Genomic DNA, 12,291 nt, shown 5'->3' with positions numbered 1-12,291 from the left:
TCAGATGGTCGGGTCGCGGACATTGAATCTTGCCCTGCTTTGCGTGGTGTTCTCTGCCGGCGGGGTGGTCGGCGCCCATGCGGCGGATCTGTTCTCCCCGCCGCCGGCGGAGCCGGTGAAGGCTTCCGCCCATGAAGACTGGTACCTCACCCTGGGTGCGTCCGGGCAGCTGGAATCCACCTATCCCGGGGCCGACGGCACGTCGTTCCGGCCCGGCCTCATCTTCTCCATCCGCAAGGCGTCCCAGCTCAACGTCTTCCGCAGCGTGGACGACAACCCCTCCATCGCCCTGTTCGACACCGGCACCTTCCGCATCGGCGCCGTGGGCCGGCTGGACTGGGGCCGCGACGCGGACGACGCCTTCCGCCTCACCGGCATGGGCGACATCGACATGTCGGTGGAAGCCGGCGCCTTCGCCGAGTGGTACGTGACCGACTGGTTCCGCACCCGGGCCGAGCTGCGCTACGGCATGGGCGGCTTCGAGGGCGTGCGCGGTCTCCTCGGGGCGGATGTGATCCTGCCCTACGGCCAGTGGCGGTTCGCCGTCGGCCCGCGCCTCACCTATGGCGGCTCCGGCTATATGGAGACCTATTTCGGCGTCACGGCGCAGCAGGCGCTGGTGGCGAACCTCCTGGGCAATCCGCTGCCGGTCTACACCCCCGGCGCCGGCTTCGACCTGGTGGGGGCGACGGCGCAGCTCACCTACAATTTCCGCAACGGCTTCGAGGCGGGCATGTTCGGCTCCTACGGCCGCCTCCTGGGGGATGCGGCGTCCTCGCCCATCACCAGCGACGAGAACCAGTTCATGGCGGGCCTGTCGCTGAGCTACACCTTCAACATCGGCAAGGCCTGGTGGTGATCTGAGGTCCGCAGCCCAGGTCCGCCGCAGCGCTGCGGCGCGGCCTGCCGGATGCCGGGGCGATTCGGGGCGAAGACCGCGGCCGGCGCCGCCTGCCATGGACGCCTACCATGGCCGCGCGGAGCGGTCGCCACAGGAGAGCGGTCGCCACAGGAGTGGTCGCCACACCGGAGCAATGCCCGCCTCACCGTCGCGGGCGGGCGCTCGCCGGTGGACTCAATCCCCGCCACCACCATCCCCGCCGTCGCCCGCCCCGCCATCGCCCGCCCCGTCCGCCTGGGCGCCGTCGCCGGCCTCCTCCATGCCCGGCCCGTGCCGGCTCTCCCCCGCATGGGGTGATTCCCCGCCACCCTCGGCGGAATGGGAGCGGGCGGCCCCGGCCACGAGGATGAAGGCGCCGCCTGCCGCGGCAGCCGCCGCGCCGGCGGCGAGGCCGGGCGCGGAGGCATTGGCTTCGCCGGCGGGGCGCGGGCCCGAATCCTCCCGCGCCAGCCCGTAATCGGCGGGGGGCGCCGCCCCGGTGGCTTCGGCGGCCGGCGGCTGCGCCGGCGGCCTGCTGCCCGCCCGCCGCATGGCGAAGAACAGGGCCAGCGGCGCACCCAGCACCAGGAGGGCCACGAGGACCTCGCGCGGCTCCATCATCACCTTTGCTCGCGCCGGGCGAGGAAGGCGAGGCGCTCGAACAGGTGCACGTCCTGTTCGTTCTTCAGGAGCGCGCCGGCCAGCGGGGGAATGGCCTTGCGCACGTCGCGTTCGCGCAGCGTCTCGGGCTCCACGTCCTCCGCCACCAGCAGCCGCAGCCAGTCGATCAGCTCGGAGGTGGATGGCTTCTTCTTCAGGCCGGGCACCTCGCGCAGCTCGTAGAAGATGCGCAGGGCCTCGGCCACCAGCCGCTGCTTGATGCCGGGAAAATGCACATCCACGATGGCCCGCATGGTCTCGGTGTCGGGGAAGCGGATGTAGTGGAAGAAGCAGCGGCGCAGGAAGGCGTCCGGCAGCTCCTTCTCGTTGTTGGAGGTGATGATCACCAGCGGGCGCTGGCGGGCCTTCACCTGCTCCCCGGTCTCGTAGACGTGGAACTCCATGCGGTCGAGTTCCTGCAGGAGGTCGTTGGGGAACTCGATGTCGGCCTTGTCCACCTCGTCGATGAGCAGCACCGGCCGCACGTCGGCCGCGAATGCGGTCCACAGCTTTCCGCGGCGGATGTAGTTGGCGATGTCGTTCACCTTGGCGTCGCCCAGCTGGCTGTCGCGCAGGCGCGCCACGGCGTCATATTCGTAAAGGCCCTGCTGCGCCTTGGTGGTGGACTTCACATGCCATTCGATGAGCGGGGCGCCCAGCGCCTGCGCCACCTCCTGCGCCAGCACGGTCTTGCCCGTCCCGGGCTCGCCCTTCACCAGCAGCGGGCGTTCGAGGACGATGGCCGCATTGACGGCGACCTTCAGGTCGTCGGTGGCCACATAGCTTCGGGTGCCCTCGAACCGCATGGAAATACGCCTCCCGCCTGCGGCCGTTTCGCCGCGCTGCAGCAGGGTCGGCAGCGCGGCGGCCGGCGTCAAGCCCCGGGATTGCGGCGGTAATGGTTGTCGTGGGGCTGCGGCGTCGATATAAGCGCGGCGACCTTGGAGCGTCATCCTGGCCGGGAGGGTCGGCTCCGCCGGCCGTCCAGGCAGGGCATCGCACCAGTTCGTTGACGGGGCAGGGCATGCCCCGCCCTGGACTCATCGTGAGATGAGGGGCTCCAGCGGCCCTGCGCCACGGGATCAGCGACGCTTATTGAGGACCCTGCTGATGTCGACCCAAATCGACGAGGACTATCGGCCCCGCGAGGACGAACCCTTCATGAACGACCGGCAGCGGGAATATTTCCGCGTGAAGCTGCTGCGTTGGAAGGAGGACATCCTCAAGGAGGCCCGCGAGACCCTGCAGCACCTTCAGGACGAGAACCAGAACCACCCCGATCTCGCCGACCGGGCCTCTTCCGAGACCGACCGCTCCATCGAGCTGCGCGCCCGCGACCGCCAGCGCAAGCTCATCGCCAAGATCGACGCCGCCTTGCTGCGGATCGAGGACGGCACCTACGGCTATTGCGAGGATACGGGCGAGCCCATCTCGCTGAAGCGGCTGGAGGCCCGTCCCATCGCCACCCTGTCGGTGGAGGCCCAGGAGCGGCACGAGCGGCGCGAGCGGGTGTATCGGGACGATTGATCCCGCCGCCGCCCCGGTCCGCGACCGGAGCGGCGGGTTTCGTTCCTGCGCCCGCGGCCGATGGGACGCTCGCCGCGGACAGGCTGCAAGAATCAAAAGGGGCCGGCGACGCATCCTGTCGCCGGCCCCTTTTGTTTGTCTGCAAGCAAGCCGGAGCCCGCGGAGGGGCCGGGTCCGATGGCGGGGGCCGCCACCGGATCGCCGCCGGGCACATCACCCGCCCGGTGTCACCGCCCGCGGGCGGTGCTGCGGCCGAGCAGGTTGGCCATCTCCGCATCGAAATCGTCGAGGGGATCGGCGGCCGCCGGGGCCTCCCCCTCCGGGACGGGGGGCGCCACGGGGAGCGCATCGTCGCCGCGGGTGGCGGACAGTAGCGGCTCGGCTTTCACCGCCGGGGTTTCGACCGCCGGGCGCGGCGCATCGTCGGGGGCCGCGGGCTCGGAAGTCTTGGGCAGGGCGTCCTTCAGAGCCGCCTCGATGCCGCGCGCGGACAGGTCGCGGGCCGGGGCATCGCGCAGGGCCGGCGCGGCGTCGTGCGCCGGGGAGGGGCGGAAGGCGAATTCGCGCGGGCGCATGGGCGGTTCCGCGCGCGGCGTGGCGCCGGCGCGCACCGATGTTTCCTCCCGCGGGCGGTCGATGCGCGGCACCGGATCAAGCCGCGGGCGCGGCTCCAGCGGGCTGCGCAGCTCGGTGGTGCGGCCGCGGGGCTGTGCGGCGAAGCGCGACAGGGCGCGCTCCACCGGGCGCTCGGGGGGCGGCTCCACCGCCGGGGCCTCGGGCGCGTCGGCGAGGTCGCCGAGGAGATCGGAAAGGCTGAGCTGCGGCGCGGCGGGGGCCGGCGCAGTCGGCGTGGTTTGGGGCGCGGGCGGGGTCGCGGGTTGCGGCGCGGGCTGGGTCAGCGCCGCATCGAGGCGCTGGGCCATGGCATCAAACCGGGGGGCGGCCGGCGGCGCCGTGGGGGCCTCGGCCTTCGGCTGCGGCGCCGGCTCGGGGATGGCGGCGGCCCGGGGCTCGCCGCCATGGAGCAGGCGCGGCGCCTCGGCGCGCGGCAGCGCGGGCGCACCCTCGGCGGCGGGCGCCGGCGGGGTGGAAGCGGCGGCCGCCGGCCGGACCAACCCCGGCCGCTGCGGCGATTGCCCGGAAAGGGTGCCGTCACCGCGCGGCAGCGGCCGGCGGCCGGGAATGGGGCGGCGCTCCTCCCGCAGCTGGATTTCGGCGGGGGCGGGCGCGGCGGCCTCGGCTGCGGGGGGCGGAGGGGGCAGGGTGGCGGCCGGCGGCTCCATCGCCAGCGCGGCCGGGGCGGCGGCGGCGGGAATGCCACGCCGGGCCGGGCGCTGCAGGGCCGGCGCGTCCCGCCCGGGCGGCAGCGGAAGGCCGCCCGCCGGCGGGGTGAGGCCGGCGGCGGCGCCCTCGTCCTGCACCATGATCTGCGGTTCCACCACGATATCGCTGCTGCCGCCGATGAGCAGCAGGTGTTCCACCTGATCGCGCCGCACGAGCACGAGCTTGCGCCGCTGGTCCACGGCGACGGTTTCCACCACGGCGATGCGCGGGCCGGCGCGGCCGCGGCCCCCGGCCGCACGGTTGCGCGCTCCGAGGCGCCGCATGGCCAGGACGGTGACGCCCAGCAGGGTGGCGATGACCGCGAGCGCAACAGCAACCCGAATCGGGAACGCCAGCTCTGTACCGAACAATTGCTGTAGCATCATGCCTCCGCTCAAATCATGTCGCGCCTTGCAGGTCCACATGCCAGCCATCGGCGGAACACGTGGTCCTCAAGCGCGAGGTTCCTGTCGCGATATCAGGCCCGCGACGCGCGCCCCGCCCGGATGCCCGGCATCCCCGGCGGCACGGCGGCTTCCAGCGCGGGCCGGATGCTCAATTCGTCGCACGGCGCCGTCCCCGCCGGGCAAGGTTCTGTGGATCTTGGGCGCGACCCTCCTGAAGCCATGTCCCGACCCATGGCACGGACGGACGCTTCGAGCCCATTATGATCCTCAACGCCTAAGGTTTTGTTGATAATCATGGCAGGATTTTAGTCGGGTGCGAATCTGTGGGCAGAAAGCCCGTTCGTGTGGACCGTCACGGCAGAGGCAGTGCAGACATCATGAGGGACCCGAAGACGAGGGATGCGAAGGCGGCTCGTGGCGCCCGCAGGCGGCCGAAGCGCAACCGTGCGTTCCTTCGTTCCGCCGGGCGCATCGCTCTGCTGCTGGCGGCGCTGGCGGGGGGCTATCTGGCGGGGCTCGGGCTGGCGGATACCTCCGGCATCCTGGTGTCCGGGCTGGTGAGCGCCCTTGCGGTGGTGGGCGCCGTGGAGCTGGTGGCGGCAATGCGCCGCGCCGTCTCCGGCGCGGCCGCGGAGGACCCTCTGGGTGCGGCGGCCCTCGCCGCCTCCAGCGACGCCATGGCGGTGGTGGAGGACGGCGAGAAGGTGGTGGAAACCAACGCCGCCTATCTGCGCCTGTGCCGCAGCGGCGCGGCGGAGCCCGCGCTTCCCGAGCGCTTCCTCGCCCGCATTCCCGGCAGCCAGGCGCTGGTGGGGGAGATGCTGAACGCCGTCGCCGACGGCCGGCGCCACGCCGGCGCCATGGCCTATGGCACGGGGGGAACGGGGCGGCAGTTCGAGGTTTCCGTCCACCCGCTGGGCAGCGCGCGCCGGGTGCTGTGGACCCTGCGGATGGCAGGGGAGCCGCCCGCGGCCGAGCCGGCGTCGCTGTCGGCGTCCAGGCCTGCGTCCATGCCGGCGCCGCTGGTGGCCGCGCCTCCGGGGGCATCCCCGGCCGCGCCCCTTTCCGTCCCTCTGGCGGCGCCCTCCGTCGCTGCCGTGGCGGCCCCGGTGGCGCCACTGACCCAGCCTGCGCCGCAGGCGGACCTGCTGGCGCCGGGGGCGGACCTGCAGGCGCCGCAGGCGGACTTGCCGGCGCCGGGGGCGGATCTGCTGGCCCGCTGGGACAGCGCGCCGGCCGGCCTCGTCCATCTCGATCCCGGCCGGGCCAGCGCCCCCAACCTGACCCTCTGCCGCATGCTCGGCTATCCCTTGGCCGACTGGCCGCCGGAGGGCCTCGACATCCGCGAGCTGGTGGCGCCGGAGGATCTCGCGCGCCTGCGCCGGGCGCTGGCGGACCGCAACACGGCGGAAAGCCTTGCCCTCAACCTCACCCGCAAGGATGCCTGCGTGCTGCCGGCGCTGGTGCGGATCGCCCCGGACCGGGAGGCCGGGCAGGGGGCGACCGCGGTGGTGCTGGCGCTGGACTCGGTGCTCGATCTCGCCCCCGCGGCCGCACCGGGCCGCGATGCGGACGGCGATTTGTTCTTCCTGCGGGCGCCCCTGGCCCTGGCGCTGGTGGACCCCGCCGGCCGGGTGCGGGCCGCCAACGGCGCCTTCGCCCGCCTGTTCGGGCGCGCGGCGGCGGGCCGCCCGGTGGCCGACCTGGTGGCCGACGGCGCCGGCGCACAGGCGCTTTTGTCCGCCGCCCGCGAGGGCATGGAGCCGCCGGCGCCCTGCGATGTGACGGTGGCCGGCCCCGGCGGGCGTTCGGCCCGGCTCTATGCCGCCACCCTGGGGTCCGCCGGGGGCGGCGAGATCGCCCTGTGCGCCATCGACACCACCGAGCAGAAGGCGCTGGAGGTGCAGTTCGCCCAATCGCAGAAGCTGCAGGCGGTGGGCCACCTTGCCGGCGGGGTGGCGCACGACTTCAACAACATGCTCACCGCCATCATCGGCTATTGCGACCTGCTGCTGGCCCGCCACCGCCAGAGCGACCCCTCCTTCCCGGACATCATGCAGATCAAGCAGGCGGCCAACCGCGCCGCCGGCCTGGTGCGGCAACTGCTGGCCTTCTCCCGGCGCCAGACGCTGCGCCCGGAGGTGATCGAGCTGACCGACGTCATCTCCGACGTCTCCGAGCTGCTGCGCCGGCTCATCGGCGAGCGGATCACCCTGGAGGTGCACCACGCCCGCGACCTGTGGCCGGTGAAGGTGGACAAGAACCAGTTCGAGCAGGTGATCGTGAACCTGGTGGTGAACGCCCGCGACGCCATGCCCGACGGCGGCACCCTCATCCTGCGCACCACCAACGTGCCCGCCGCCGCCTGCGCCGCCTACGGACAGGGGCTGGCCGAGGCCGATTATGTGATGGTGGAGGTGGCCGACACCGGCACCGGCATTCCGCCCGAAATCATGGACAAGATCTTCGAGCCCTTCTTCTCCACCAAGGAGGTGGGCAAGGGCACCGGGCTCGGCCTTTCCACCGTCTATGGCATCGTGGAGCAGACCGGCGGCATCATCCTGGCCGAGAGCGCGCCGGGCAACGGCACCACCTTCCGCGTGTTCCTGCCCCGCCACGAGGCCGGCGCCGAAACGCCGCCGCCGCCGCCCCCGGAGCCGGAGGCGAAGGTCACCGATCTGACCGGGCAGGGGCGGGTGCTGCTGGTGGAGGACGAGGCATCGGTCCGCGCCCTGGCCAGCCGCGCCCTCACCAATCGCGGCTACGAGGTGCTCTCGGCCGCCAGCGGGGTGGAGGCGCTGGAGGTGTTCGCCCGCGAGGGCAAAGTGGATCTCGTCATCTCCGACGTGGTGATGCCGGAAATGGACGGCCCCACCCTCCTGCGGGAATTGCGCGCCCGCGACCCGGCGCTGAAATTCATCTTCATCTCCGGCTATGCGGAGGAAGCGTTCGCCCGCAACCTGCCGCCCACCGAGCAGTTCGCCTATCTCTCCAAGCCCTTCTCCCTGAAGCAGCTGGTGGCCGCGGTGAACGAGGCGCTGCGGGGCTGAAGGCAGCCCGCCGGAGCGCGGACGGCGCGCGCCTCTCGCCATTGGAGGCGAGGGGCGGGGCGCCTGCAGCGCCGGGTTGCGGCGGCGGCTTTCCGGCGCCCGCCGCCGCATGGAGGTAAATGGCTGCGCAGGCCGGCGGAAACGGCCGCAAAAGCTTGACGAACGTCATTTTGCCGCTCGGCTTTTGGTCCAAGTCTTCTACTGTCATCGGTGTGTGGCGTGGAGGAGCGGCCATGACGCAAAATAAGAAGCGGCCCTGGAATCCGGCAGGGTGGTCAAGGCTGGCCGTGGCCGTGGCTTTCGGCTGGACCACCAGCGTCTATCCCATTCTCGCGCAGACCCCGCCGCTGCCCGATGGCGGCGCACCGCCGCCGCCGCCCGCCGCGCCCTATGCGCCGCCGGCCGGCCAGATGCCGCAGCAGATGCCGCAAGCCGGCCCCGGGCCGGAGACGGGCTATGCGCCGGCCACGGCGGAGGGGGCCTACCGTTACACCCTTGAGCAGCTGGAACAGCTGCTGGCGCCTTATGCGCTTTATCCCGATACGCTGCTGGCGCAGATGCTGCCGGCCACGGCCTACCCCATCGAGATCGTGCAGGCGGCCCGCTGGGCGGAGCGCAACCGCGCGGCCATCGCCAGAAGCGACTTTTCCGGCGCCGATGCCCAGGGCTGGGACCCCACCGTGAAGGCGCTGCTGCGCTTTCCCACGGTGGTGGAGAAGCTGAACGAAGATCTCGACGCCACCACCGCCATCGGCGTCGCCTTCGTCAACCAGCCGGAAGACGTCTCGGTGGCCATCCAGGCCCTGCGCGCCAAGGCCGATGCCGCGGGCGCCCTGAAATCCACCCAGCAGCAGGTGGTGACGCGCCAGCCTGCGAGCGGCGGCGGCAGTGGGGGCAGCGGCGGCGGGGGCGCGGTCTATTACATCACGCCCGCCGACCCGGAAGTGGTCTATGTGCCCGATTATGACCCCTACAGCATCTACACCGTAGCGGGCGCAGGGCTGCTGGGCTTCGGCGCCGGCGTGCTGGTGGGCAATGCCTGGAACAATTCGTGGAACTGGGGGCGCGGCTGGGTCTATCCGCCGGTGTGGCCGGGCTATCCCGGCTGGCGCCCGCCGCCGCCGCGCCCGCCGGGCCCGCGCCCGTGGCCGGGTCCCGGCGGTCCCGGCGGCCCCGGCTGGCCGGGTGGACCCGGTGGGCCGGGCGGCCCCGGCTGGCCCGGTGGCCCGGGTGGTCCCGGCGGTCCCGGCTGGCCGGGTGGTCCCGGCGGTCCCGGTGGGCCGGGTGGTCCCGGCGGTCCCGGTGGTCCCGGCGGCCCGGGGGGCATGCGGCCCTGGCAACCGAACCCCGGCAAGTTCCGCCCGCCGGGCGCCCGTCCCGGTGGTCCCGGTTTTGGTGGTCCCGGCGGTCCCGGTCGTCCGGGGGGTCCCGGCGGTCCCGGTTTCGGTGGCCCTGGCCTCAAACCCGGTGGTCCGGGCGGCCCAGGTGGCCCGGGCGGTCCCGGTCGTCCGGGGGGTCCCGGCGGTCCCGGTTTCGGTGGCCCTGGTTTCAAACCCGGTGGTCCGGGTGGCCCGGGCGGTCCCGGTGGCCCCGGTCGTCCGGGCGGCCCGGGCGGTCCCGGTTTCGGTGGCCCCGACTTCAAACCCGGTGGTCCGGGCGGTCCCGGTGGCCCCGGTCGTCCGGGGGGTCCCGGCGGTCCCGGTTTCGGTGGCCCCGGCTTCAAGCCCGGTGGACCGGGCGGCCCGGGGGGAGCAGGCTTCAAGCCCGGTGGAGCCGGCAAGCCCGGTGGCCCGGGTGGTCCAGGTGGTCCAGGTGGCCCGGGGGCGGCCGGCTTCAAGCCCGGCGGCGCGGGTGGACCGGGCGGCGCGGGTTATCGGCCCGGCGGCGGCTACAAGCCCGGGGGGGCGGGTGGTGCCGGCTTCAAGCCCGGCGGCAAGCCGGGTGGCGGACCGGGTGGACCCGGTGGTCCCGGTGGCGGCGCGGGCTATAAGCCCGCAGGAGCTGCCGGCAAGCCCGGTGCCCGGTCCGGCGGCGCGGGCTACAAGCCCGGCGGCGGCAAACCCGGCGTGCGCACCGGCGGCGGCTACAGCGGCCCCAAGGCCGGGCGTGCCGGTCCGGGCGCGCAGGGCGGGCAGTTCCGCAAGCCGACCCGCGCGCAGGGTGTCACACCGCGTGGCGGCGGGGGGGCCCGCTTCCAGGGCGGCGGGCAGTTCCGCGGCGGCGGCGCGCCGCAGATGCGCAGTGGCGGCGGACAGTTCCGCGGCGGTGGGGCTGCGCAGTTCCGCGGCGGTGGCGGCGGCGGCGGGGCCAAGTTCCGCGGCGGCGGCGGTGGCGGCCGCGGCGTCCGGCGCTGATGACGATTGGCCGGGGCCGGTGCGACTCGGGTTGCACGGGCCCCTGCCGGCCGCTCCCGCCCACCGGTCGCCCGGGTAACGGCGGCGCGGCCGACGGTGGGCGCACGGCATTGTGTCGCATGGATAAGTTCGCCGGCGCAGCGCCGGAAGCACGCCGCCGCGCCGCGGTCCATCAGCCGGCTCACCGCCGGCGCAACCATGGAAAGGCCCCGCGCACGCCGCTTTTCCGCCGCGCCGCCGAGGGGCTGGAGCGTGACCGCAACGGACGGCCGCCGGCCGTCCCCCCGCCCCGCCGGGAGCGAGGGTCAACTTGGCCTAACCGCGCACTTGCCTCCCCTCTGGCGCTGCGATAAGGCTGCGGCGTCGTTTCGAATTCCTCCAACCGAAGACGGCGCGGTCACGCTTCAAGCGCATCGCCCAAGTGCGGTACTTTTGCGCTGCCACATGCGCCCCGAGGTGCGAGCAAATGAACGCGTTGCTCATGGATTATCTGCCGGTGGTGATCTTCATCGGCGTCTCGCTGGTGATCGGGCTTGCCCTGCTCGTGTCACCGTTTCTCGTGGCCTATCAGAACCCGGACCCGGAGAAGCTGTCGGCCTACGAATGCGGCTTCAATGCGTTTGACGATGCGCGCATGACCTTCGACGTGCGCTTCTATCTCGTCTCCATCCTGTTCATCATCTTCGACCTGGAAGTGGCCTTCCTGTTCCCCTGGGCCGTGACCTTCGGCAGCCTTGGCGACCTCGGCTTCTGGTCGATGATGGCCTTCCTCGGTGTGCTCACCGTTGGCTTCATCTACGAATGGCGCAAGGGAGCTCTGGAATGGGATTGACCCCTTCGGCCACCAAGCCCGAGATCGCACCTGCCCCCACCGGCATCGTCGATCCCTCCACCGGCCGCCCTGTGGGCGCGGATGATCCCTTCTTCAAGGAGATCAATGCCGAGCTGGCGGACAAGGGCTTCATCATCACCACGGCGGACGACCTCATCACCTGGGCGCGCACCGGCTCGCTCATGTGGATGACCTTCGGCCTCGCCTGCTGCGCGGTGGAGATGATGCAGGCCTCCATGCCGCGCTACGACGTGGAGCGCTTCGGCTTCGCGCCGCGCGCCTCGCCGCGGCAGTCGGACGTGATGATCGTCGCCGGCACGCTCACCAACAAGATGGCCCCGGCGCTGCGCAAGGTCTACGACCAGATGCCGGAGCCGCGCTACGTCATCTCCATGGGCTCCTGCGCCAATGGCGGCGGCTATTACCACTTCTCCTATGCGGTGGTGCGCGGCTGCGATCGCATCGTGCCGGTGGATATCTATGTGCCGGGCTGCCCGCCCACGGCGGAAGCGCTGCTTTACGGCGTGCTGCTGCTGCAGAAGAAGATCCGCCGCATCGGCACCATCGAGCGCTGAGCCGCATGGGCTCGGGACGGGATGCTTGAGATGGACGAGACCCTGAAGGACCTCGCAAGCCACGTATCGGCTGCCCTGCCGGGCGCCGTGACCGGCTGGAAGGTGGCCCATGGCGACCTTTCGCTGGACGTGGAGCCGGCCCAGATCGTGAAGGTCGCCACCTTCCTGCGGGATGACCCCGCCTGCCTGTTCCACTGCATCGTGGACGTGTGCGGCGTGGACTACCCCGCCCGGGAGAAGCGCTTCGACGTAGTGTACCACCTGCTGTCGCTGAAGCAGAACCTGCGCGTGCGGCTGAAGGTGGCGACCGACGAGGACACCCCCGTGCCGTCCATCTGCGGCGTGTTCGTCGGCGCCAACTGGTTCGAGCGGGAGGCCTACGACATGTACGGCATCCTGTTCACCGGCCATCCCGAGCTGCGCCGCCTGCTCACCGACTACGGCTTCGACGGGCACCCCCTGCGCAAGGACTTCCCGACCACGGGCTTCGTGGAGGTGCGCTACGACGACGAGCTGAAGCGCGTCGTCTACGAGCCGGTGCGCCTGCCGCAGGAGTTCCGCAACTTCGACTTCCTCTCCCCGTGGGAGGGCGTGGAATACGTCCTTCCCGGCGACGAGAAGGCCTCGGGCCAGCCGCCCGCACCCCCCAAGGCCGGCTGAGGGAGCGTCTCATGGTTGATATT

The 12,291-nt window shown here is 72.5% G+C and carries 10 protein-coding genes; 7 read left to right on the top strand and 3 right to left on the bottom strand.

What is annotated here, in order from left to right; all coding sequences use genetic code 11:
- Positions 1–4 precede the first annotated feature (4 nt).
- On the top strand, positions 5–859 hold the full coding sequence (locus tag ACI7BZ_RS16655; RefSeq protein ID WP_414118274.1) for a MipA/OmpV family protein: 855 nt from the start codon (positions 5–7) through the stop codon (positions 857–859).
- Between the two features lie 216 nt (positions 860–1,075).
- Here the strand turns inward: ACI7BZ_RS16655 and ACI7BZ_RS16650 are convergent, their stop codons facing one another.
- Positions 1,076–1,501 carry a hypothetical protein gene (locus tag ACI7BZ_RS16650; protein ID WP_414118273.1) on the bottom strand — a complete coding sequence of 142 codons (426 nt, stop codon included), beginning with the start codon at positions 1,499–1,501 and terminating at the stop codon, positions 1,076–1,078.
- Entirely contained in the window at positions 1,501–2,346 is an 846-nt protein-coding gene (locus tag ACI7BZ_RS16645) for an AAA family ATPase (protein WP_414118272.1), read from the bottom strand. Before ACI7BZ_RS16645 ends, ACI7BZ_RS16650 begins: the two co-directional genes overlap by 1 nt.
- A gap of 304 nt (positions 2,347–2,650) precedes the next feature.
- Between ACI7BZ_RS16645 and dksA the strand changes: the two genes are divergently transcribed.
- Positions 2,651–3,067 carry an RNA polymerase-binding protein DksA gene (dksA, locus tag ACI7BZ_RS16640; protein WP_414118271.1) on the top strand — a complete coding sequence of 139 codons (417 nt, stop codon included), beginning with the start codon at positions 2,651–2,653 and terminating at the stop codon, positions 3,065–3,067.
- Positions 3,068–3,294: 227 nt separating this feature from the next.
- Here the strand turns inward: dksA and ACI7BZ_RS16635 are convergent, their stop codons facing one another.
- A complete protein-coding gene (locus tag ACI7BZ_RS16635) occupies positions 3,295–4,776 on the bottom strand; it encodes a flagellar biosynthetic protein FliO (protein WP_414118270.1) in 1,482 nt (493 codons plus the stop codon).
- A gap of 398 nt (positions 4,777–5,174) precedes the next feature.
- Between ACI7BZ_RS16635 and ACI7BZ_RS16630 the strand changes: the two genes are divergently transcribed.
- From ACI7BZ_RS16630 to ACI7BZ_RS16610, 5 genes are all read left to right on the top strand, one after another.
- Positions 5,175–7,847, top strand: coding sequence for a response regulator (locus ACI7BZ_RS16630; protein ID WP_414118269.1), 2,673 nt, complete (start codon positions 5,175–5,177; stop codon positions 7,845–7,847).
- A 287-nt stretch (positions 7,848–8,134) separates the two neighbouring features.
- Positions 8,135–10,201 (top strand): DUF3300 domain-containing protein, encoded by a 2,067-nt coding sequence (locus ACI7BZ_RS16625; RefSeq protein WP_414118268.1) that lies wholly within the window; start codon positions 8,135–8,137, stop codon positions 10,199–10,201.
- Between the two features lie 466 nt (positions 10,202–10,667).
- Complete coding sequence (locus ACI7BZ_RS16620; protein ID WP_414118267.1) at positions 10,668–11,033, top strand: NADH-quinone oxidoreductase subunit A; 366 nt, start codon at positions 10,668–10,670, stop codon at positions 11,031–11,033.
- Positions 11,024–11,608: a NuoB/complex I 20 kDa subunit family protein gene (locus tag ACI7BZ_RS16615; protein ID WP_414118266.1), complete on the top strand. Its 585-nt coding sequence runs from the start codon at positions 11,024–11,026 to the stop codon at positions 11,606–11,608. Before ACI7BZ_RS16620 ends, ACI7BZ_RS16615 begins: the two co-directional genes overlap by 10 nt.
- Before the next feature lie 30 nt (positions 11,609–11,638).
- Positions 11,639–12,268 (top strand): NADH-quinone oxidoreductase subunit C, encoded by a 630-nt coding sequence (locus tag ACI7BZ_RS16610; protein ID WP_414118265.1) that lies wholly within the window; start codon positions 11,639–11,641, stop codon positions 12,266–12,268.
- Positions 12,269–12,291: the final 23 nt, after the last annotated feature.

Source organism: Xanthobacter sp. AM11 (assembly GCF_047444035.1).
Lineage (GTDB): Bacteria > Pseudomonadota > Alphaproteobacteria > Rhizobiales > Xanthobacteraceae > Xanthobacter.
The sequence above is the reverse complement of the archived record's forward strand: the minus strand, read 5'-3'. Positions and strand labels throughout refer to the sequence as shown.